Origin of the sequence: Aeromonas sp. 1HA1 (assembly GCF_029237385.1) — a bacterium.
Classification (GTDB): domain Bacteria; phylum Pseudomonadota; class Gammaproteobacteria; order Enterobacterales; family Aeromonadaceae; genus Aeromonas; species Aeromonas popoffii.
The window spans coordinates 14,423-36,571 of the sequence record NZ_JAACGC010000046.1; the positions used below are offsets into that span (position 1 = coordinate 14,423).

Consider the following 22,149-nt stretch of genomic DNA (forward strand, 5'->3'; position numbering starts at 1 on the left):
ATGTCAAACCCACGCACTGCCCTGGTAATCCCATGCCGAACCCGTCTCATGCGCCAGCCCTCGCCCACAGCCAGCCCGAAGCACGTCCGACTGCCGACGATTCACGGTCACAGCACAGCCAGCAACAAACGCGCCGCCTGCCACAAGTGGAACAGCTGCTGCAGCAACCCTTTCTCGCGACCTATATCCATGCGCTGAGCCGCCCGCTGGTGACTCAGGCGGTGCGCGAGACCCTGAGCGAGCTGCGCCAGAGCGAGGCGTTTCGCCAGCACGGGGTTGCCCCCGAGCACATCGAGGCGCTGATTGCCAAGCGCTGCCAGCAGCAGCTGCGCCAGCGTCAGACCCGGGTGATCAACGCCACCGGCACCCTGGTGCATACCAATCTGGGGCGCTCGCCGTTAAGTGCCGATCTGTGGGACGAGGTGCGCGACCTCAACACCGGTTACAACAATCTGGAGCTGGATCTCGCCACCGGCAAGCGCGGCGGGCGCAAGGGGCTGATTGCCCCCCTGCTCGGCTGCCTCACCCAGGCGGAGGATTCACTGGTGGTCAACAACAACGCCGCCTCCCTCTTCTTGCTGCTGCAGGAGATAGCCAAGGGGCGCGAGGTGATCGTCTCGCGGGGCGAGCAGATCCAGATTGGCGGCGGCTTTCGCATCCCCGACATTCTGGCGCACTCCGGCGCCAAGCTGGTGGAGGTGGGCACCACCAATATCACGACCGCCAAGGATTACCTCGATGCCATCACCGATCAGACCGCGCTGGTACTGATGGTGCATAAATCCAATTTCGCCATTCGCGGCTTTACCGAATCCCCCGATATTGGTGAGGTGGCCCGCGCCCTGCCCGAACACGTAGTGCTGGCGGTGGATCAGGGCTCGGGCTTGACCACCGAGGAGTTTGCACCGGATGAAACCTCGGTGCGCCAATACATCAAGGCGGGGGCGGATCTGGTCTGTTACTCCGGCGACAAGCTGCTGGGGGGCCCGCAATCGGGCATCATCAGCGGCCGCAGCGATCTCATCAAGCGGCTGGAAAAACACCCCATGATGCGCACCTTCCGCCCAAGCCGCATCGTCTACTCCCTGCTCGAACGCCTGCTCATCCACAAGCTCAACAAATCCCCCGTCGGCGAAGGGATTGCCCAGCGAGTCTTAAGCAACCCTGCCGCCATGCAGGCGAGAGCCTCCCAGCTGATGGCCGCCCTGCCCGGCTGCTTTGTGCCCATTCCCGCCCAGCTGGTGGTGGGCGGTGGCACCTTGCCGGACGAGTTCTACCCCGCGCCTGCGCTCGAATGCACCGACCCGCGCCCGGCCCAGCAACTGCTCGATGCCCTGCGCGAACTGCCGGTGCCGGTGATTGCCACCGTGCGCCAGCAGAAGGTGCTGCTCAATATGGCCACCCTGCTGCCGACCGAGATGGATCTGTTGATCGCCCAGCTTAACGAGCTGCTGCTACCTGCCTCGATCAATGCAACAGAGGAGTCCTGATCCCATGACCCCCTATCGCGCCGTTATCGGCCTTGCTGGCCACGTGGATCACGGCAAGACCCTGCTGATCAAGGCCCTCACCGGCATCACCACAGCCCGCGCCCATGAGCAGGCCATCGGCATGACTCAGGATCTCGGCTTTGCCCACTTTGACGACGGTCAGGGCAACACCATAGGCGTCATCGATGTGCCCGGCCACGAGCGCTATATCCGCAACATGGTGGCGGGGCTCTGGAGTCTGGATCTGGTGCTGCTGGTGATTGCCGCCGATGAGGGGTGGATGCCGATGACCGGCGATCACCTGCGCCTGCTCAAGGCGATGGGGGTACCGCGCCTGCTGGTCTGCATCAACAAGTGCGATCTGGTGGAACCCGACGCGCTGGCACTCCTCGAAGAGAGTCTGCTGGAGCGGGTGATGGACGAGAGCGGCATGGTGCCCGACATCGTCAGCGTCAGCGCCAAAACCGGCGAGAATATGGCTACCCTACACGCCGCCATTGTGCGCCAGCTTGCCGATCTGCCTGTCTCACAAGCGGCTAGCGAACAGGGCGCGCCGCGACTGTATGTAGACCGTGTCTTTACCGCCAATGGCACCGGCACAGTGCTCACCGGCACCTTGCAGCAGGGCAGCCTCAAGGTGGGGGACAAGCTGCGCCTCTACCCCGCCGATCGGGAGGTGCAGGTGCGCTCCCTGCAGGCCTATCACCAGAGCGTCGAGGAAATTGGCGCCGTCTGTCGGGTGGCAGTGGGCCTGAAAAAAGTGCCCCACAAGGAGGTGGCCCGCGGCCACTGCCTTACCAGCGCAACAGGCCAGTGCGAGGCGGCGACCCACCTTATCGTGCGGCTCAACGGCGAGCGCCTGAGCACCAAGACGCTTCGCACGCAGGAGGTAGAGGTAGCCCTCGGCAGTTGGCATGGCCGGGCGCGCTTTGTACCAATAAAAGACACCCGGCTGGCACGGCTGATCTTTACCAGCCCCATCCCCTGCTTCTTCGGTCAGCCGCTCGCCATCATTCGCCACGGCAGCAGCGAACTGCTGCACGGCGCCCGCATCGTCTGGTGCGGCGACATCCATCCTGCCAGACGCAAGACGCTGCACGCCCTGCTGGGCGAGCTGCCAGATCCGCTGGATCGCTACAACCCCGCCACCCTGCAGCTGGGGCTCAACGGCTATGTGCTGGCCAGCCGCTTTGACCAGCAACCTGCGCAGGTCACCCCCCTCGCTGACTGGCTGCTTGATAACCACTGGCTGGCCCAGAGCCGCGACCAGCTGCTCGCCACGCTGGCCAGCGAACCGCTGAGCGCCGCAGAGCTGGCGACCCGCTTTGGCATCGCCCTGCCGGTCATTCAAGCCCTGCTCCAGCAGCTCAAAAGCGAGCAGCTTGTTCGCCTGCACCATGACAAGTGGCAACCGGGCAGCGGCGAGTCGGAAGATGATCTGGGGGAAGAGGCGCAGCTGGTACTCAAGGTGGTGCGAGATCAAGGCAAGGAGGGTTACGAGCCCGGTAAACTGGGCCCCGGCGGCGTGGCGCTGGATCCCTTTATCACCCGCAAGCTGCCCGCGGCCCTGCAGCAGGGCTTGCTGCGCAATGGTTTACAAAAAAACTGCGCGTTGCAAAAACAGCTGCGCAATCTGGCAAGGCTTAAGTATCTCGTGCAGCTCGATGGCCCCATCTACTACGACACCGCCCTTTACAACCAGATGGTTGCCGCCGTGCTGGCGGGCCAGCAGGTGGGAGATCTGATCGACATGGCATCCTTCAAGGAGATCACCGGCTTGTCGCGCAAATACGCCATTCCGTTCTGCCTGCGCATGGAGATGGATGGCTGGGTACGGCGCGAGGAGAATGAGCGTCGGGTGCTGCGTTTGCCACAGACTCAAGATACCTTGCAGCAGGAGCCGGCATGACGGCCACCCGACTGCGCCGCGAATTTCATATGGACGGTATCGTACAGGGGGTCGGCTTTCGCCCCTTCGTCTACGGGCTGGCACTGCGCCACGGCCTTACCGGCTATGTCTTGAACGATGCCAATGGCGTCACCATAGGCGCTGAAGGCTCCCCCGAGCAGCTAGCCAGCTTTGCCCGCGAACTGCGCGACTTGGCGCCGCCACTGAGCCGTATCGATCACTTCAGCGAGCGGGAACTGCCCCAAGATGCTGACTCCGAACATAATCCCGACTACGACGGCGCCTTTCATGGCCAGTTTCGAATTAAAGCCAGCCAGCAGCAGAGCGCGGCCACGGTCGCCATCTCGCCGGATCAGGGGATGTGCGAGGCGTGCGCCACGGATGTGGCCAACCCCGTTGATCGCCATCATCACTACCCCTTTACCAACTGCACCCACTGCGGCCCGCGCTACACCATCATCCGCCGCCTCCCCTACGACAGACCCCACACCGCCATGGCCGACTTTGCCATGTGCCCGCGCTGCGCGGCGGCCTATGAAAACCCGCTGGACAGACGCTATCACGCCCAGCCGGTGAGCTGCCCCGAGTGCGGGCCCCATCTCAGCTGGCGCAGCGGCCACGGCGATGCCCTGGCCGAGCGCGAGGATGCGCTGCAAGCGGCCGCCCGCACCCTGCAAGCGGGCGCCCTGATTGCGGTCAAGGGGATGGGGGGCTATCACCTGATTTGTGATGCCCGTAATGAACAGAGTGTTGCCAGATTGCGAACACTCAAGCGGCGCGCGCGCAAGCCGCTGGCGGTGATGATGGGCTCCCTTGCCGAGGCCAAATTGCATGTCACCGGCTGCGAAGACGAGTGGACGCTGCTCGCCTCTCAAGCCAGACCCATTACCTTGCTGCGCAAGCGCACCAAGGATGATCGGTCGTCTGAATCCCGACAACCAGCCGCGCCGCTGGCCGAGGGGATAGCCCCCGGCATCCCCTACCTTGGGGTCATGCTCCCCTATACCCCGCTGCACCAGCTGCTGCTGGACGCATGCGCCATGCCGCTGTTGGCCACCAGCGCCAATGGTCGCGGCAGCCCGATCCTCATCGAGTGCGAGGCGGTGGTCAGGGAACTCGGGGGCGAGATTGACGGCATCCTGGATCACAACCGACCCATCCTGAACCCGTGCGACGACAGTCTGGTGCAGTGGGCGGGCGGGCGACGCCAGACCCTGCGGTTGGCCCGGGGCTATGCCCCCTGCACCCCCAGCCTGAAACAGGCGGTCAAGGTGCCGCTGCTGGCGGTCGGGGCGCAGCAGAAGAACCAGCTGGCGCTGGCCTTCGGCCGCCAGCGCATCTACAGCCCCTATATCGGCGATCTGCACAGCCTGCCGATGCAGGGGCACTTCGAGCAGACCCTCGCGACCTTCCGCGATCTCTACGATCTCAAGCCCGAACTGCTGGTATCGGACTGCCACCCGGGCTACCTCAGTCACCAGTGGGCCAAGGGCTATTGCCGCGAGCACAACGCCACCCATATCGAGGTGCAGCACCATCACGCCCACCTGCTGGCAGTGATGGCCGAGCATGAGATCACAGGCCCGGTGCTGGGGGTTGCCTTTGATGGCACCGGCCTTGGGGATGACGGCACCCTCTGGGGCGGCGAGCTGCTGATCGCAGACGTTCAGGGATTTGAGCGGATCGCCCACCTCGCGCCCTTCAAGCTGATCGGCGGCGAGGCGGCCATCCGCGAGCCGGTACGCCAGCTGCTGGGGCTGCTGTTCGAATCCTATGGCGTGGAGCAGATCAGCGCCCTCGATATTCCGTTGATCAACAAACTGCCCCTTGAGCGGATCAGCAACCTGCACCAACTCTGGCATCTCGGTCGCAACGCCCCTTACACCAGCTCAATCGGTCGGCTGTTCGATGCCGTGGCGGCGCTGCTGGGGGTGATCGATACCCCCGACTACGAGGGAGAGGCGGGACTCTTGCTGGAGGCGGCTGCCTTGCAGCTGGCCCCTGATGAATTGCCCTTCCCCCTCGCCTTTGGCCTGCACCAGAGCGCAGAGGGGCCGCTGCATATCGAGTGGGCCGAGTTGCTCAATACCCTTATCAACGAACAACGCCAAGGCACCTCCACCGCCAGCCTGGCCGCCGGTTTTATCCGCGCACTCAGCGCTCTGGTCGTTGCCCTGGCCGAGCGCTTCCCCGGCTATCCGGTGGCGCTGGGGGGCGGCGTATTTCAAAACCGGGTGCTGATGGACCAGCTGGTGCTCGGCCTCGAAGCAGCCGGCCGGCAGGTATTGACCTCTGAAACCCTGCCGCTCAATGACGGTGGCATCGCCGCCGGTCAGCTCTGGTTTGCCATCCACCATCTTGCCACGCATCAGCCTGTCACAACCGGTTGTGCCACCTTGTCGGAGTCCTGAAATCCATGTGTCTATCCATCCCCTCTCAGGTGGTGCAGTTGCACCCCGAAGATAACTGCGTCACCGTCGACACCCTGGGGGTGCAGCGGCGCGTCAGCTGCATGTTGCTCGAAGAGCCCCTCAACCTTGGCGACTATGTGCTGCTTCATATCGGCTTTGTGATGAGCAAGATTGACGAAGAGGAGGCGCAGGCCAGCCTCGAGAGCTTCCGCCAGATGGTGGCCCTGATGCCAGAGCAGGATATCTTGCCATGCTGACACTCAATGATCTCTTTCAGGGCTTTCGTCAGCCCGACGTCATCCGCGCCCTCGCCGCGCAAATTACCGAACTGGCAAAAGATCTGCCCGAGCCGCTGCGGGTGATGGAGGTGTGCGGCGGCCATACCCACACCATCATGAAGTACGGCCTGCACCAGCTGCTGCCGGCCAGCATCGAGTTTGTCCACGGCCCTGGCTGCCCGGTCTGCATCATGCCGAAAGAGCGCATCGATCAGGCCATCGAGCTGGCCCGCCAGCCGAACGTCATTCTGGTCACCCTGGGGGACATGGTCCGGGTGCCGGGCTCCAAGGGCACGCTGGCCCAACAGCGGGCCAAGGGGAGCGATATCCGCCCGGTTTATGACCCCCTCGACGCCCTGCGCATTGCCAAGAAGAACCCGGAAAAAACCGTGGTCTTCTTTGCCATCGGTTTCGAGACATCCACCCCGATGACTGCGGCGCTGCTGGCAGCCGCGGAAGAGCAAGGGGTCGATAACCTCTTGTTTCATATCAACCATGTGCTGGTGCCCCCCGCCATTCACGCCGTGATGGCCGACGGGGTTGCCAAGGTCAACGCCTTTATCGGCCCTTCTCACGTCAGCGTCATCACCGGCGCCGATATCTACCTGCCAATCGTTGATCGCTATCAGGTGCCTGTGGTGGTGAGCGGCTTCGAGCCAGTGGATGTGATGGAAGCGCTCTTGATGATGGTGCGCCAGAAGGTGGAGGGTCGCTACGCGCTGGAGGTGCAGTACACCCGCGCCGTCACTGCCAGTGGCAATAAAGCCGCCCAGCGGCTGGTCGAGCGCTTTTTCGAGACCCGCGAGCACTTTCGCTGGCGGGGTCTGGGGGATATCAACGCCTCTGCCCTGCGCCTGCGCGATGCCTTCGCCAAGCGCGATGCGGAGCGTCACTTCCAGCTGGACCAGACCCCCATCGATGACCACAAGGCGTGCCAGTGCGCCGATATCCTGCGCGGGCTGGCCAAGCCCAACCAGTGCAACGTCTTTGGCCGGGGCTGCACCCCGACCCAGCCCATGGGCAGCTGCATGGTCAGCTCCGAAGGGGCCTGCAATGCCTACTACCGATATATGGGGATCCAATGAGAGAAATTCAGTTAAGCCACGGCGGCCGGGTGATGGGTGGAGATGAACCAGCCTGTTTCGGCAATATTCTGGAGAACCAGACCCGATGAGAGAAATCCAGTTAAGCCACGGCGGCGGCGGTGTGGAGATGAATCAGCTGATCAATCAGCTCTTCTTTCGCCACTTTGGCAACGAGATCCTGCTGCGCGGTGAAGATGCCGCCCTGCTGCCGGTAAGCGGGCCTGTCGCCTTCACCACTGACAGCTTTACCGTCTCGCCGCTCTTCTTCGAGGGGGGTGATATCGGCAAACTGGCCATCGCCGGCACGGTCAACGATCTCGCCATGATGGGGGCCAAGCCAGAATATCTGAGCGCCGGCTTTATCATTGAGGAGGGCTTTCCCTACGCCGATCTCGCCCGCATCGTCGAGTCGATGGCCTCAGAGCTGGCCAAAAGCGGCGCCCGCATCGTCTGCGGCGACACCAAGGTGGTGCCCAAGGGGGCGGCCGACAAGATCTTTATCAACACCAGCGGGGTCGGCACCTTCCCGCTGCCTCAGCAGAGCCGGGGCATTTCGGTGCGCAACCTCAAAGCCGGTGACGCCATTCTGGTGTCGCGGGATATCGGCAGTCACGGCGCCTGCATCCTGATGGCCCGTGACGCCCTGCAACTGGGCTCCGATCTCAAGAGCGACTGCACCACCCTCTGGCCGCAGGTAGAAGCGCTGCTAAAAGCGGGGCTCACCCCTCACGCCCTGCGCGACGCCACCCGCGGTGGCCTTGCCGCCGTGCTCAACGAGTGGAGCAGCGCCTCCCAGGTGGCCATCGAACTGGAGGAGTCCGCCATTCCGGTGTGCGATCCGGTGCGCGGCCTGTGTGAGCTCTACGGTTTCGAGCCCCATGATCTCGCCAACGAGGGAACCATGGTGCTGGCCCTGCCTGCCGAACAGGCGCAGGACGCACTGGGCATCTTGCGGCAATTCAACCCCGCCGCCAGCCAGATCGGCGTGGTGCAGGCGAGCGATCGCCACAAGGTGATCCTCAACAACCCCTGGGGCAGCCGCCGTTATCTGGAGCTGCCGCAAGGGGAGCTGCTGCCGCGGATCTGTTGAGCAGCCATGCCGTCTACCCAATTACCGGGAGGAGTCACTCCTCCCCATATCGGTTAAGGAGCCACCATGCACGAAATGTCTCTGGCCATGGCCGCCATCGATCTGGCGGCCGAGCAGGCCACCCAGCGGGGCTTTACCAAGGTGACCGCCCTCTGGCTCGAGGTCGGCAGCTTCTCCTGCGTTGACCCGGACACCATCGCCTTCTGTTTCGAGGCGGCCGCCAAGGGCACCGCCGTCGAGGGGGCCCAACTGCACTTTCAGCACCAGGCGGCAGAAGCCTGGTGTTACGACTGCAACCAGACGGTCACCCTCACCGAGCGCGGGCAAGCCTGTCCCGAGTGTGGCGGATACAAATTACGCGTCGCGCAGGGGAACAGCCTGCGCATCACCGACATCGAGGTAAGTTGATATGTGTAGCGTATGCGGATGCGGCCAGGCGCGGATCGCCGGCCATAAAGATGATCACGACCATGCCCACCACGATCATGAGCATGAGCATGAGCATCACCCTAAACATGGCCACCAGCACGATCACCATCATGCCCATGACGCGCATCATCACCATGACCACGCGCAGAGCGCGCCGCGCACCCTGATTATTCACCACCACTATCACCATCAGGGGGATGTCCATCACCACTACCACGGCGTACAGACCTCCGCAGGAGCAGAGGGTCATGATCACCCTCACGACCATCATCATGATCATGCCCATGACCACGGGCATTCCCACGCTCATGACCATGACCATGACCATGACCATCAGCAGGGTGACCTGCACTATGGCAAAGGGGAAGCTGGATTGTCGGTGCCCGGCATGGGGCAGCGTCAGCTGATCGCCATCGAGATGGATGTGCTGGCCAAGAACAATGCCTTGGCGGCCCATAACCGCGAACACTTCGACGAGGCGGCCCAGCTGGTGCTGAATCTGGTATCTAGCCCGGGTTCAGGCAAGACCACCCTGCTGTGCGAAACCCTGCGCCAGCTGGCCGACAAGCGCCCCTGCGCGGTGATCGAAGGGGATCAGCAGACCAGTGCCGATGCGGATCGCATTCGCGCCACCGGCGTGCCAGCCGTGCAGATCAACACCGGCAAGGGCTGCCATCTGGATGCCAAAATGGTCCACGACGCCTGCCACCAGCTGCCCGCCAATGAAGGGGGCATCCTCTTTATCGAAAACGTGGGCAATCTGGTCTGCCCCGCCAGCTTCGATCTCGGCGAGAAGTACAAGGTGGCTATCCTCTCCGTCACCGAGGGGGAAGAGAAGCCCCTCAAATACCCGGACATATTCGCCGCCGCCCAGCTGATGGTGATCAACAAGATTGATCTGCTGCCCTACGTCAGCTTTGACGTGGCCCGCTGCATCGAGAACGCCAAACGGGTCAACCCCTATATTCAGGTGATCCAGGTCAGCGCCACCACGGGTGAAGGGATGGATGCCTGGCTCAACTGGCTGGCCACGGCCTGAACCGGTTAAACGCCGTTGCTAACGGTAGATAAAAGAGAGGGAGGCTAATGCCTCCCTCTTGGGTTGTAACAAGAAGCGCGTTGTCATTAACCCGCAAACCACTTTTCCACGCTGATGTAATAGGTGGTGAAATCACGCCCCGAGAGCGTCGTCTTCTGCACCCTGGTGGATCGCTTGGTGAGAGCCAGATACTCTGGGCGAGTACTCAGCAGATGGAACATGACCTCCTTATGCCCCATCTGCCTTGCCCATCCCATCATCTCCTTGAAGATGGCAATCCCCGTCCCCCAACCCGCTTTAGCGATCACAACGGCAATCTCGACGCCATCGTCGTCGGGTTGTATCCCGCACCATCCAACCAGAACACCGTCAATGAGCACGGCACGCACCCGGCAACCGGGTAACCTGTCTATTCGCATCTTGTCATCCATCCAGCTGCGTACACTGGCCTCATCGAAGGGGGGATGATCAATCAGATGCTTTCTCACTGTCTGATCGTTGACCACGGACAGAAAATCGCCCACACCCACATCACTGAACAGTTTAAATTCCATACAACTCATAGTGAATAGCGTCCAAAATGGTGGGCTCTGCCATATGATGACTTCCCCGCAAGATGTTTATTGCCCCTCTGATAAGGCGCACAGCCATTATGCCAATCAGGCCAAAACATTTGCAAAGGATGCAAGAATAGACTGAGTACCTGCCGTGATGCTGAAGGATAACGCCAGCCCTCAGGCCACATAGCAAACCATCGGCTCCTGCTCAGCAGGTGCCTCACCAAAACGCAGTACCCGATGGCAAATTTGGCGCAGCAGTGCCTGCTGGTGGCTAAAAATCAGCATGGCGAGACCGCGCTGCTCGCACTCAATCATCAACTCCCGCCAGATATGACGCTGAATTTGCGGATCCAGCTGGGCGGTCACCTCATCGGCAATCAGCAGACGGGTGCGGGGATCGAGGGCGCGCAGCAGCGCGATGCGGGCCAGCTCGCCACCGGAGAGCTGGCCGGGTTTACGACTAAGCCACGCAGGTTTGACCATAAAGCGAGCCAGCATGGCGTCATCGGGGCGCCACACATCCCACAGCGCCTGCCCGGTGGTGCGATAGGGATTGAAGGTCAGTTCCGGATGCTGGGGCACCAGCTGGATGGGGTTATAGCCTTTAACCTGTTCAGGCACCGGCTGCCTATCCAGCAGGATCTGCCCGCTTCCCCGAACCGGTTGCCAACCCACCAATACCCGCCCCAGCGTGGTCTTGCCATAACCGCTCGGGGCAGAGATACCTAGTCGTTCACCCGCTTTCACCGTCAGCGATAGCCCCTGCCAGAGGGGGCGTTCCCCCTGCGCGATGGTGAGATCCCGAACTTCAAACATCAGCAGACCTCCGGGCCAGGAAAGAGCGCATTGAACTCGGGCAGCGCCTGCCAGTGAGCACGGAGCATCTCGCTCCCCTGCCCCTGGCGCAGATGGTGGCTGCTCAAGGTATCGCTCACCTGCCCCTGATGCAGCGCCACGATGCGATCGGCAAAGCGTGCCGCCAGCGCCAGATCGTGGGTGACCCAGAGGATGCCGCTGCCCTGATTGGCCAATTCGCGCAACTGGCTGAGCAGCAGACAGGCCAGCCCCTCGTCGAGCCAGGCGGTGATCTCGTCCGCCAGAATGTAGCGGGCGCCGCCGAGTGCCGCGCTGCAGGCCAGAATGCGCTTGGCCATGCCGCCGGAGAGCTGGCGCGGATAGCGGTCCAGGGTGGCCGCAGGCAGCTGGTAGCGCAGCAGTTGTTCGCCGAGCCGCTCGCGAGAACCGTTCTGGCCACAGAGGCGCGCCGCCCGGCCCAGCTGGTGCTCCACCGTCAGCAGCGGATTGAGGGCGCTCACCCCCTGCGGCACATAGCAAAGAGTGTGGCCGCGCAGACGGGCCCGGCTCGCGTCGCACAGAGGCGTCCCATAAAGAGAGATGGCGCCGCGCATCCGCAGGTTGTCCGGCAGCAGGGTCAGGGCGCTTTGCAGCAACAGGCTCTTGCCCTCGCCGCTCCCCCCCACCAGCGCCACTATCTCCCCCGGCGCCAGTTGCAGGCTGATATCGGTCAGCAATGGCTGCCAGCTGCGCCGCCCCAGCCAGGAGTAGTGGGCCGCCTCTATGGTCACATGGTCAAAACTCAGCATGGTTCACCCCCAAACCAGAGCTGCTGCAGGGCGCGGGTAGCCTGATCAAACAGCAGTACCAGCAGCAGCAACATCAGCCCCGGGAAGAGGGCCAGCCACCAGCCGCCGCCGGCCAGATAACGCAAGGCATCCGCCAGCAACAGGCCAAGGGAGGCCTCATGGGCCGCCAGACCAAAGCCGAGAAAACTTAAGGCCGCGCTGTGTAGCACCGCATGAGGAAACATCAGCAAGGTGCCGATAAACCACTGGGGCAACAACCCCGGCAGCAGGTGGGTACGCCAGCGACGTAGCGCCCCCATCCCCTGACAACGGGCCAGCACCACATAGTCGCTGCAGGCGATCCGCCGCGCTTCTGCGCAGAGAATGAGCGCCAGCTTGGGCCAGTGGGTCAGCGCCACCGCCAGGATCACCCCGCGCATGCCGCCCCCCACGGTAAAACAGATCAGGATCAGCAGCAGCATATGGGGCAGCGCCAGCATGGCGTCGATGAGCAGCCGCACTGCCACATCGCATCTGGGGTGAATAAGCGAGACGCTTGCCGCCACCATGGCCAGCAGGCCACTACAGAGTGCAGTGCTGATGCCCAGCTCCAGACTGGTGAGGGTGCCCTGAAAGGCCCGCAACCAGAGATCCCGCCCCATCTGATCGGTGCCAAACCAGTGGGCCAGCGAGGGGGGTTGCTGGCGCGCCAGCAGATCCATCGGTACATCCTGATGAGAGAGGCTCCAGCCGTAAGCAGCCAGCAGCGCCAATCCGATCAGGGCAAAACCCAGCCGCAGCAGTGAGGGGAGCGGATTAAACAGCATGCTCCCCCTCCCAGCCCCGGTTGATGCGGTCCAGCAGCAAACTGGCCACCGTATTGCCAATAAAGACCAGCAGGGTGCAAAAAAGCACTATGCCCATCAGCAAGGGGATATCCCCCCGCAGCCCCGCATCTACGGTGGCTTGCCCGAGCCCCGGATAAGAGAACACTTTCTCCGCCAACAGCGACCCGCCAATCAGCTCACCGAGGGAGGCAAACTGCAGGCAGATCGCCGGGGTCAGAGCATGGCGCAACACATGAAAACGCAGCATGGGCCAGCCGCCATCCCCCTGGGCGCGGGCGTAGCGGATAAAGTCGCTCTCCAGCACCTCGGCCACCCGCCCCCGGGTATGCAGGGCAATGTTGCCCACCCCGAGCAGCGCAAGCGTGGTCACCGGCAGCAGCAGATGGCGCAATCGCATCAGCCAGTCAGCCTCATCGGCAGAGAGCCCCGGCGTCCAGGCGCAGCAGACCGGCAGTAGCGGCCAGTGCACCGCAAACAGCGCGAGCAGCAACAGACCAACCCAGAAGGTGGGCAGGGAGGCGAGCAGGTAAGCAAAGCGGCAAATAAAGCGATCGGGCCAGCGGTTGAGATAACGACCGGCGCACAGCCCCAGCAGAATGCCGAAAAAACCGGAGAGCAGCCAGGCCCCCGCCAGCAGCAGGAAGGAGGCGGCAAAGCGGCTGCCGATCACCTGAGCCACAGGCGCGTTGTAGAGCATGGAGTAACCGAGATCCCCCTGCTGCGCCTGGCCGAACCAGTGCCAGTAGCGCAGCCACAGCGGCTGATCCAGCCCCCAGCGGGCGGCAATGCGGGCGTACTGCTCGGGCGGCACATGGAGCAGATCATTGCCGATATAGGCCTTGATCGGATCAATGGGGGAGTAGCTCAGCAGCACAAAGGTGGCGACAGAGACCAGACACAAGAGCCCTGCCAGACGCAGCAGGGCTTTTAGCAACAGATAACCTGAATGACTCAAGGGCGAGCTTAACGGCACGTCCACCGCCAGTCAGAGAGGTTGTTGAGCAGGGACCAGCTACCGTGAATTTCCGGTGCCCCCTTGCCAAGATCGATACAGCGGTTGGCCAGATACGTGTGCTGCACATTGAGCAGCCAGGCCCAGGCGGCATCTCCCTGCACTCCGGCGCCACTCTTGCCATCCCACTCCACTTGCTGCCAGAAGGGCACCGCCGCCTGCCAGTCGGTGGCATCCAGCGCCTGCTTGAGGTGGCCATCCACTACAGGGTTGCGGTAGTAGCCCGGGTTGTAGAACTCAACGCCGCCGGATCCGCTCTGGTAGTGGTGATAGAGCTCCATGGGATCCAGACTCCCCCACCCCATCAACACCGGGTTGGCGTGCATCTCCCGCTCCACCTGCTCCCAGCTGCCGGATTTGAGGCTCACGTCAAAACCGATGGGTTTGAGCATGGCCCGCACCGCTTCCGCCAGATCCCGGCGAGTGCTGTCACCACTGGTGTACCAGAGGGTAAAGGCGGCGCGCAGCGAGCCCTTGTGACGAATGCCATCGCTGCCCATCTTCCAGCCAGCCTCGTCGAGCAGGGCGTTGGCATAGGCGGTATCGCCATCCTTGAAGGCGGTGGCTTTGTTCAACCAGGGCAAGCCTTCCACCGCGCTGTAAGCGGGGATGGCGTGCCCTTCCAGCAGCTGATCGGCCAGCAGCTTGCGGTCGATGGCGTAGTTGATGGCGCGACGCACCGCCACATCGGCCGTCACGTCGTTGCCGACGGGATAACCCTTGGCATCCTTGCCGCCCGCAGGGGGGACCGGGAAGACGATGCCACGGTTCTCCACGCTCGGCCGTACCCAGAGCTTGAGGGAGGCAGGCACAGTGGGCGCCAGCGACGGGGGGATGCGCACCAGATCGAGCTGGCTGCTCTGGGCGGCGGCATAGGCGCTCTCTTCATCGATAAAGACAAACACCAGCCGTTTGAAATCATTGTTGCCACCGGCGTAATAGGGGTTTGCCTCCACCACCAGTTGCTGACCGGGCAGGAAGCTCACCAGTCGGTAAGGGCCGGCACCGACAGGCTGTTGGGCGTACACCTTGGGATCGTAATCGCGCTTTGACACTATGCCGAGCGATCCCAGCACATTGACAAAGGTGCTCTGGGGGGCACTTAAGACGATGGCCACCTCGGTGGGCGAGACCACCCTGGCAGAGACAAAGTTGCCCATGTCGATCTTGCCACCGCCCTTGGCCGCGCTGTTGTAGGTAAAGGCCACATCCTCGGCGGTGAGCGGCGCGCCATTGGAGAATGTCAGGTCAGGCTTGAGGGTAATAAGCCACCCCTTGCCATCCTGGTTCGGGGTCACCGATTGGGTGAGCAGATCCTGCCAGCTGAGATCGGCGTTTTGTTTAAGCAGCGGGCTGTGCAGCAGCAGGTAGCTGCCGTGACTCCAGCCAAGCAGGGGGTCAAACCCTTCGGTGGGTTCTGCGCCGATGGCGAGTGTGAGTTCGGCAGGCACAGGTTGGGCGGCCAGTGTCGAATGAGCGTGTCCGCCCGAGAGCAGGGCCAGCAAAGTGGCAGCGACGACAGGCACGCCCTTGCGGCGGCCATGGTATTGAATGGTCATAAGATTCCTTGTTCGTTTGTACCACTCACCTCGAAGAAAAACGTCAGACGAAGAAGCGAGTGAGGGGCCAAAACGGGCCCCTATTCTAAACTTGATTTCGCGTGAAACCTAGCGGCTATGCCGGTTGGCCACGCCGGGCACCGAATAGCCGTCTGCGACCCAGATCCACGCCGCCAGCCCCTTGCTGAACCGGCAAGGAGAGCAGCATTTTGAGGGTGCTGCTCACCAGTGAGCGCCCCTGCTCGGCCCCAAGATGGGGATCAAGCGGCGACATCAGGGAGCAGGCCAGCTGCTGACCCGTCTCGGGCAATTCGCCCACCATAAAGGTCATGTTGCCGCAGGGGAGCTGCAGAGCGAGGCGATCGCTGCTGCTGCGCACCGGCCACAGTTGCTCGGGCCCCGGCAACACCACCACGCTCAACATCCAGGGGGTCAGCACGCAACCGAGCCACTGCGCTTCAAACAGCACGCACTCAGCCACTATGGGCATGGTGGCGTGATAGAAGGGGAGCCCTTGCATCTCTTCGCGAGCGATCCGCTCATACTGGGCCACCAACAAAGGCGCAGGATTGCTGGCAAAACCGATGAACTCCTGCTCGCGTTCCTGCACGGCATCAACCTCGCTTAAATGGGACTGCGCCATAGGCCCTCCTGCTGCTGTTTTGCCCGCTCGGCGTCGGAGAGCGCAATGGCGGGCGCGCCAACACTGGCCAGCAGAGTCAAAATCCGATCCGTCGCCTCCCCCATGGCGGCCGCCACGACGGGGGTGAGGCCGATACGCGGTTCGAGGGATTCAGGCTCAACACCTATCAGGGTGAGCCGCTTGGGCGACTCCCCCGTCATGTGCAGCGCCGAGAGCACGTCCGCCAGCCCCAGCTGGTGCGGGGAGATCTTGCGGCCAAACAGGGTCGGGATTTCGTCACCTTGCAGGGTCACAACCGTGCCCGGCGGGTTACCGCTGCGCACCGCATCCGCCAGAATGATGTGATCGCGACTGGCCATCGCGTCGAGCAGCTCCATGCCAGCCGTGCCACCGTCCAGCAGTTCGATGCCGGGGGCGAAATGGTATTCGCGCCCCAGCGCCTCGACGATACGCACGCCCACCGCCTCATCGCTCAACAGCAGGTTGCCCACGCCCAGGATCAGGGTGTTCATCACAGCACCTTCACCTGAGTCGTTTCGCCATTTTGGGTATCCACCACGTGAACCGCGCAGGACATGCAGGGGTCGAACGAGTGGATGGTGCGCACCACCTCCAGCGGTTTGGCCGGATCCGCCACAGGTGTCCCTACCAGCGCCTGCTCGTAGGGGCCGGGCTCGTCATTGAAGTTGCGCGGGCCCGAGTTCCAGGTCGAGGGCACCACCGCCTGATAGTTGGCGATCTTGCCCTCCTTGATGACGATCCAGTGGGAGAGCATGCCGCGCGGCGCCTCTTCAAAACCCACCCCGCGAAACTCTTTGTCCGCCGGGATCTCGGCTTTGATGTAGGCGGTGAAGTCCCCCTTGCCGATGTTGTCGACCAGCGCCTTCCACTGGTGCGCCAGGGTGTCTTTGAGCACGCAGCAACGCACCGCGCGGCCTATGATGCGACCCATGGTGGAGTGCAGCTGTTCGGTCTTGATGGCCGAGCCGGTGAGCGCCTTATAAATGCCGTTCAACTGGTCGAAGTGCACCACCGTCTCCGGGTGTTTGGCGGCCAGTTTCACCAGGAGGTCTGCGAGCGGCCCCACCTCCACCACCTTGCCGTAGAAGGTGGGGGATTTGACCCAGGAGTATTTGCCATCGTCCTGCCAGCCGGTGTAGTTGGGCTCGGTTTTGCCCTCCCACGGCTTGAGGGGAGCGTCATCCTTATACCAGGCGTGCTTGTTGCTCTCGGCAATGCCATCCATCAGCCAGGCATCCTGATGACTCTCGATGGGGCGATAACCGGCCAGATTGCCGTTCTCGATATAGCCACCCGGCATCAGGAAGCTGCCGCCGTTGGCGTCGGTGGGGAGCTCGGGCACGCTCAGGTAGTGCTTGGCCCCCTGCCCCAGATGCAGCCACTCAGGATAGTGAGCGGCGATGATGGCGGCATCCACCTTGTAGACCTGCTCGATAAACTCGCCGAGCCGGTCGATGAAGCTCTTCACATAGAGCAGCCGCTCCAGGTTGAGCACGCTCGGCGCATCCAGGTTGATGGGGTTGGCCACCCCACCCACCGCCAGATTTTGAATGTGCGGAGTCTTGCCCCCCAAAATGGCGACGATGCGGTTGGCATCGCGCTGGCACTCCAGTGCCTGCAGGTAGTGAGCCACGGCGATGAGGTTCACCTCCGGGCTCAGCTTCATCTCTTGGTGGCCCCAGTAACCGTTGGCAAAGATGCCGAGCTGGCCGCTCGCTACCAGCGCACGGATCTTCTCCTGCACCTTGGTCAGCTCGTCGGCGCTGTTGAGGGACCAGGTCGACACTCCCTTGAGGATGTCCGCTGCTTTTTGCGGATTGGCCTGCAGCGCTGTCGTGATGTCCACCCAGTCCAGCGCGGAGAGCTGGTAGAAGTGAACGATGTGATCGTGGATGTTGTGGGCCGCGATGATGAGGTTGCGGATGAACTGGGCATTGACCGGCACCTTGGCGCCGATGGCGTTCTCCACCGCCCGCACCGAGGCGATGGCGTGGATCGAGGTGCATACCCCGCAGATGCGCTGCACTATCATCCAGGCATCGCGCGGATCGTTGCCCTTGACGATCTCCTCCATCCCGCGCCACATGGTGCCGGACGACCAGGCCTTGGTGACGATGCCGCCTTCGATTTCGCAGTCGATACGCAGGTGCCCCTCAATGCGGGTGATGGGGTCTATGGTGATACGTTGGCTCATACGTTGGCTTTCCCTCGGGCCTGATAATCTTGGTGAACACGTTCAAGTGATGGCAGTACCGGCAAGAGCCGGATCAACAGCAAATAGGCACAGACTTCGATGGCGACGAAACCAAGGGAGATCAGCACTTCCGTCGCGGAGGGGAAGTAGTGGTAGCCATTGCCGGGGTTGAAGGCGAGCAGGGAGTAATTCAGTCGCCAGAGCGCCGCGCCCAGCAGCATGCTGAGGGCCCCCAGGAACAACATGCGCGAATCGCGGCGGCTCTTGTCCCAGTGGAACACCAGCAGCGGGAAGATCATCAGCGCGATCTCGCTCCAGAACATGATGGAGAAACGGTTGAACTCGGAGAGATAGGCCGACTTGTCGTGGATAACGATCTCGGCAAAACGTAGCGCCACAAACAGGATCAGGAAGATGTCGATCACCTGGGTCAGCTTGTAGAAGAGCGACTTCTCATTGGGGCCACGCCCCGCCAGCCCGGCCTGCACCAGGGATCCTTCAAATACCACGATGGAAAAACCCATGATGAAGGCGGTCAGCAAGGAGAAGACCGGCAACAGCTCGTAACTCTGCCAGAGCGGATGGATCTTCTCCCCCGCCACTATCATCAGGGAGCCCATGGAGGATTGGTGCATGGTGGGCAGCAGTGCCCCCAACGCCAGCACGAAGAACATGATCTTGTTGAGGCGAATGAGTGACGCCTCCCAGCCGAACTTCTCCAACAGCACGGGAGCAAACTCCAGCGCCATCACCCCGATGTAGATGGTCATGCAGACCGCCGTCTCGAACAGCACAGAGGCGGTGTTGAAGTGACCGGGCAGGTAGAAGTACGGCAGGTTCCAGTAACGCCCCACATCGATGGTGATGGAGAGGCCGCCCAGCGAGTAGCCGAACAGACTGGCCAACAGGGCTGGGCGCACCAGCGGGTGATACTCACCCCGGTTGAACACATAAACAGCCCAGGCCAATGCCCAACCGCCGCAGGCGAAACCGGTCCCGATCAGCAGGTCAAAGGAGATCCACAGACCCCAGGGGAACCCCCCGTTCAAGTCAGTGACCGAGCCCAGCCCGAAGATGAGGCGCTTCACGATCAGCATGCCGCACAGCACGGCAAAGGGGGCCAACACCAGCACCGGCCAGCTGACCAGCTTGCCGCCGAGGGGATACGCCTTGTGATTACTCATTATCCTTGCCTCCCTGCTCTTTGCCCTGCTCCTCGTCATGAGGGTGCGCCTGATCGTGCTTGCTGGCGTTGCGGCGAATGAGCACCGACAGCCCGGTCAGCACCACCATGGGCAGCACCATCCCCTTGTAGAGGGTGTGCTGGATATGCTCCGAGCGGGCACCGGAGGAGAGCTCCGGCAGGTCGGGCATGTCGAGCCTGGTATAGGGCACACCGGCCAGCACCAGCACCTGAGTGCCGCCCCCCTCCTTCTCGCCATAGACGTAAGGCTGGTAGTTGGGCACGTCATGCAGATAAGGGTCATTGGCGCAGAGGGTCTGGCGCGGATAGGCGTACTCACTGCCGGGGCTCGCCAGCAAACGGCGTTTTGCCTCGGCCATCAGCTCCTCGCGGGTGCCGAAAATCACGGCGCCGGTGGGGCACACCTCGACACAGCCAGGCAATTTGCCCTGGCTGATCCGCTCCAGCCCCTGCTGATTGCAGAGCTCGCACTTGTGGATCGCCCCAAGCGGGTTGTCGTAGTCATATTTGGGCACATCGAACGGACAGCCCACCATGCAGTAACGGCAGCCGGTGCAAACGCTCGGGTCGTAGTGAACGATACCGGTCCTGGGATCCTTGTTGAGAGCCTGCACCGGACAGACGGAGACACAGTTGGGATCGACACAGTGCATGCACTGCTTTTTGATGTAGGCATAGCCATCCACCAGCTGATCCTTGTGCTCCCCGCTACCGCTATTCCACACCTGAATGATGCTGTTGGTGTAGGGGGTCAGCTTGTCGTTGTTGGACCAGGTCTGCGCCCCCGCCGGATTGGCCGGGTTACCGTTGAGGCGCTGACACTCGGCCACACAGGCCTGACAACCGACACAGAGGGTGGAGTCATACAACATGCCGATCGCCCCGGGAATAGGCGGTTTGTTCTTGGCCGCCGCCCTGGCACTGCCGGGCGCGGCGGCCCCTGCCGCCAGCGCGCTGGCGGAGGCGAATTTAAGGAAATTGCGTCTGTTCACGGTCACTCCTCCCGTGATGGGGGCTGCCCGGCTTCATGGCGCTTCTGCTGGCGACCGAGTTCACGCACCGTCATCAGACTCACCCCCACCAGCACCCCGAGGGCGCCACCGATGAGGCCGGTGGCCATCGGCGACATGTATCCTCCCTCCTGAATTGCCACGTCGGGTTTCTCCACCCGCGGAGTCGGGTTCTCTACCTTGGCCAGCTGGAAAATCCCCTTGCTGAAACCGACCCCCTGTTCGTTGCAGCCATAACAGGGGTGGCCTATGCCCACCGGCCAGATACCGCCGCCCACATCGCAGAACTCCAGGGTCGAACAGTTGCCGTAGGTCTCGGGTCCCTTGCAGCCCAGATGGTAGAGACACCAGCCCTGACGGTGGCCCTCGTCACCGAACGCCTTGGCGAAACGACCCGCATCGAAGTGCGGACGGCGCTCGCAGTTCTCGTGAATGAGTCGCTCGTAGGCAAACAGCGGACGCTTCTTGCTATCCAGCGCAGGCAGCTTGCCGTAGGTGATGTAGTAAGCAACCGTGGTGAGGAAGTTGTGGGGATTGGGCGGGCAACCCGGGATATTGATGATCGGGGTGTCGATATTGCCGAGCGCTTCTTCCAGGCTGACGGCCCCGGTCGGGTTACCACCGCTGGCGGGCACACCACCCCAGGCGGAGCAGGAGCCGATGGCGATGACGGCAGCCGCATCGGCAGCAGCACGGCGAATATGGTCGACGATGGGCTCTCCGGCCACCATGCAGTAGACACCACCATCCTTGAGTGGAATGGAGCCATCCACCACCAGCAGATACTTGCCCTTGTAGCGCTCGATGGCGTTGCGCTTGTTCTCTTCCGCCTGATGACCAAAGGCCGCCGAGAGCACTTCGTGGTACTCCAGCGAAAGGGTATTGAGGATCAGGTTTTCTATGGTGGGGTGGGTAGCCCGCAGCAGCGACTCGGTGCAACCGGTACACTCCTGCGCCCCAATCCAGATCACCGGTGGCCGCTCGGGGCCAGTGAGCGCAGTGGCCATCTTGGCCACGGCATGCTGGCTTAATCCCAGGGTTGCGGCCATCCCGGCGCACAATTTCATAAAGTCACGGCGATTAATTCCATGAGCCGATAAAACATTATCCTCGACCATTTTTATTATTCCCGTTAGCGAGCACTTTTTTGATACATGCTTAATAGCGGAAATGCTAAGGACTCCCCTCTCCTCCCGTGTTGATCTCCATCAAGCTGCGAGACATTACCCAGATATATAACTCATCATCATTAATTTAAAAAACCATATACAGCATGCAGTTAGACAACCCATTGATGAGCCACAAAATACCCACAAAAGGGTATTTAAGGGGCCACATGAATTAAAATCATAAAAATCACTCGTTAGTTTGTGATGTTAAATAATAAAAATGAAAGCGGTGTCACACTATTTTTAAATAGCTAATGTTATCAGCCTAGAGTGATCGCCAGAAAATAAAGAGGCCAATGAAATATACCTTATTATTTGTGGCCATATATGTAAAAAAGGGGCAGACTTGCCAATGATATTTATCATCAATGGTTGCTCCGTCAATATCATGCTCATGGCAGCGCCCATTCAGCTGCTTTTTATTCAGGCAGAACCGCATCATCGCCAGGGCCCTTTCCCGCACGTCACACCTCGACCCCACAGGATAATGCCTGTCTCTTGATCAGATCTTGATCCCCGAAGCCATCATCTCTTTGGCGGCAATAAAGCCGTCCAGTTTACTTTGCAGTGTTTGCCAGCCTTCCCAGAGTGAGCTCCAGCCTGCAATCCCTGTTC

Annotated in this window: 21 protein-coding genes; 8 read left to right on the forward strand and 13 right to left on the reverse strand. The window is 61.9% G+C overall.

The window, feature by feature from the left end; translation table 11 throughout:
• Nucleotides 1-32: 32 nt before the first annotated feature.
• From selA to hypA, 7 genes are all read left to right on the forward strand, one after another.
• Nucleotides 33-1,490 carry an L-seryl-tRNA(Sec) selenium transferase gene (gene selA, locus GWQ22_RS14440; protein WP_275930724.1) on the forward strand — a complete coding sequence of 486 codons (1,458 nt, stop codon included), beginning with the start codon at nt 33-35 and terminating at the stop codon, nt 1,488-1,490.
• A 4-nt stretch (nt 1,491-1,494) separates the two neighbouring features.
• Nucleotides 1,495-3,399 (forward strand): selenocysteine-specific translation elongation factor, encoded by a 1,905-nt coding sequence (gene selB, locus GWQ22_RS14445; protein WP_275930725.1) that lies wholly within the window; start codon nt 1,495-1,497, stop codon nt 3,397-3,399.
• Nucleotides 3,396-5,810: a carbamoyltransferase HypF gene (gene hypF, locus GWQ22_RS14450; protein WP_275930726.1), complete on the forward strand. Its 2,415-nt coding sequence runs from the start codon at nt 3,396-3,398 to the stop codon at nt 5,808-5,810. The genes selB and hypF overlap by 4 nt, the downstream gene beginning before the upstream one ends.
• 5 nt (nt 5,811-5,815) lie before the next feature.
• Complete coding sequence (locus tag GWQ22_RS14455) at nt 5,816-6,067, forward strand: HypC/HybG/HupF family hydrogenase formation chaperone (protein ID WP_021140358.1); 252 nt, start codon at nt 5,816-5,818, stop codon at nt 6,065-6,067.
• Nucleotides 6,061-7,173: a hydrogenase formation protein HypD gene (gene hypD, locus GWQ22_RS14460; protein ID WP_275930727.1), complete on the forward strand. Its 1,113-nt coding sequence runs from the start codon at nt 6,061-6,063 to the stop codon at nt 7,171-7,173. Before GWQ22_RS14455 ends, hypD begins: the two co-directional genes overlap by 7 nt.
• An 85-nt stretch (nt 7,174-7,258) precedes the next feature.
• On the forward strand, nt 7,259-8,263 hold the full coding sequence (hypE, locus tag GWQ22_RS14465) for a hydrogenase expression/formation protein HypE (RefSeq protein ID WP_275930728.1): 1,005 nt from the start codon (nt 7,259-7,261) through the stop codon (nt 8,261-8,263).
• A 66-nt stretch (nt 8,264-8,329) separates the two neighbouring features.
• The gene (hypA, locus tag GWQ22_RS14470; protein ID WP_017786826.1) at nt 8,330-8,671 is read left to right on the forward strand and encodes a hydrogenase maturation nickel metallochaperone HypA; all 342 of its coding nucleotides are present in this window, start codon (nt 8,330-8,332) and stop codon (nt 8,669-8,671) included.
• On the opposite strand, the gene GWQ22_RS14475 is transcribed toward hypA, so the two are convergent.
• A complete protein-coding gene (locus tag GWQ22_RS14475; protein WP_275930740.1) occupies nt 8,649-8,978 on the reverse strand; it encodes a hypothetical protein in 330 nt (109 codons plus the stop codon). The genes hypA and GWQ22_RS14475 overlap by 23 nt on opposite strands.
• Here GWQ22_RS14475 and hypB point away from each other — a divergent pair.
• The gene (gene hypB, locus GWQ22_RS14480) at nt 8,862-9,731 is read left to right on the forward strand and encodes a hydrogenase nickel incorporation protein HypB (protein ID WP_275930741.1); all 870 of its coding nucleotides are present in this window, start codon (nt 8,862-8,864) and stop codon (nt 9,729-9,731) included. The genes GWQ22_RS14475 and hypB overlap by 117 nt on opposite strands.
• An 86-nt stretch (nt 9,732-9,817) precedes the next feature.
• On the opposite strand, the gene GWQ22_RS14485 is transcribed toward hypB, so the two are convergent.
• From GWQ22_RS14485 to hybO, 12 genes are all read right to left on the reverse strand, one after another.
• Nucleotides 9,818-10,294, reverse strand: a complete 477-nt coding sequence (locus tag GWQ22_RS14485; protein ID WP_275930729.1) for a GNAT family N-acetyltransferase — start codon at nt 10,292-10,294, stop codon at nt 9,818-9,820.
• Nucleotides 10,295-10,465: 171 nt separating this feature from the next.
• A complete protein-coding gene (locus tag GWQ22_RS14490) occupies nt 10,466-11,107 on the reverse strand; it encodes an ATP-binding cassette domain-containing protein (protein ID WP_275930730.1) in 642 nt (213 codons plus the stop codon).
• Nucleotides 11,107-11,895, reverse strand: a complete 789-nt coding sequence (locus GWQ22_RS14495) for an ATP-binding cassette domain-containing protein (protein WP_275930731.1) — start codon at nt 11,893-11,895, stop codon at nt 11,107-11,109. The genes GWQ22_RS14490 and GWQ22_RS14495 overlap by 1 nt, the downstream gene beginning before the upstream one ends.
• Complete coding sequence (locus GWQ22_RS14500) at nt 11,889-12,701, reverse strand: ABC transporter permease (RefSeq protein WP_275930732.1); 813 nt, start codon at nt 12,699-12,701, stop codon at nt 11,889-11,891. The genes GWQ22_RS14495 and GWQ22_RS14500 overlap by 7 nt, the downstream gene beginning before the upstream one ends.
• Nucleotides 12,691-13,701: an ABC transporter permease gene (locus tag GWQ22_RS14505; protein ID WP_275930733.1), complete on the reverse strand. Its 1,011-nt coding sequence runs from the start codon at nt 13,699-13,701 to the stop codon at nt 12,691-12,693. Before GWQ22_RS14505 ends, GWQ22_RS14500 begins: the two co-directional genes overlap by 11 nt.
• Nucleotides 13,686-15,293, reverse strand: a complete 1,608-nt coding sequence (locus tag GWQ22_RS14510) for an ABC transporter substrate-binding protein (RefSeq protein WP_275930734.1) — start codon at nt 15,291-15,293, stop codon at nt 13,686-13,688. The genes GWQ22_RS14505 and GWQ22_RS14510 overlap by 16 nt, the downstream gene beginning before the upstream one ends.
• Nucleotides 15,294-15,408: 115 nt before the next feature.
• Nucleotides 15,409-15,936: a hydrogenase-2 assembly chaperone gene (gene hybE, locus GWQ22_RS14515; RefSeq protein ID WP_275930735.1), complete on the reverse strand. Its 528-nt coding sequence runs from the start codon at nt 15,934-15,936 to the stop codon at nt 15,409-15,411.
• Nucleotides 15,918-16,448, reverse strand: coding sequence for a HyaD/HybD family hydrogenase maturation endopeptidase (locus tag GWQ22_RS14520; protein ID WP_275930736.1), 531 nt, complete (start codon nt 16,446-16,448; stop codon nt 15,918-15,920). Before GWQ22_RS14520 ends, hybE begins: the two co-directional genes overlap by 19 nt.
• A complete protein-coding gene (gene hybC / locus GWQ22_RS14525) occupies nt 16,448-18,151 on the reverse strand; it encodes a hydrogenase 2 large subunit (RefSeq protein WP_275930737.1) in 1,704 nt (567 codons plus the stop codon). The genes GWQ22_RS14520 and hybC overlap by 1 nt, the downstream gene beginning before the upstream one ends.
• Nucleotides 18,148-19,335 carry a Ni/Fe-hydrogenase cytochrome b subunit gene (gene hybB, locus GWQ22_RS14530; protein WP_275930738.1) on the reverse strand — a complete coding sequence of 396 codons (1,188 nt, stop codon included), beginning with the start codon at nt 19,333-19,335 and terminating at the stop codon, nt 18,148-18,150. The genes hybC and hybB overlap by 4 nt, the downstream gene beginning before the upstream one ends.
• Complete coding sequence (gene hybA, locus GWQ22_RS14535) at nt 19,328-20,347, reverse strand: hydrogenase 2 operon protein HybA (RefSeq protein WP_275930739.1); 1,020 nt, start codon at nt 20,345-20,347, stop codon at nt 19,328-19,330. Before hybA ends, hybB begins: the two co-directional genes overlap by 8 nt.
• 2 nt (nt 20,348-20,349) lie before the next feature.
• Nucleotides 20,350-21,483: a hydrogenase 2 small subunit gene (hybO, locus tag GWQ22_RS14540; RefSeq protein ID WP_212513329.1), complete on the reverse strand. Its 1,134-nt coding sequence runs from the start codon at nt 21,481-21,483 to the stop codon at nt 20,350-20,352.
• Between the last annotated feature and the right edge of the window lie 666 nt (nt 21,484-22,149).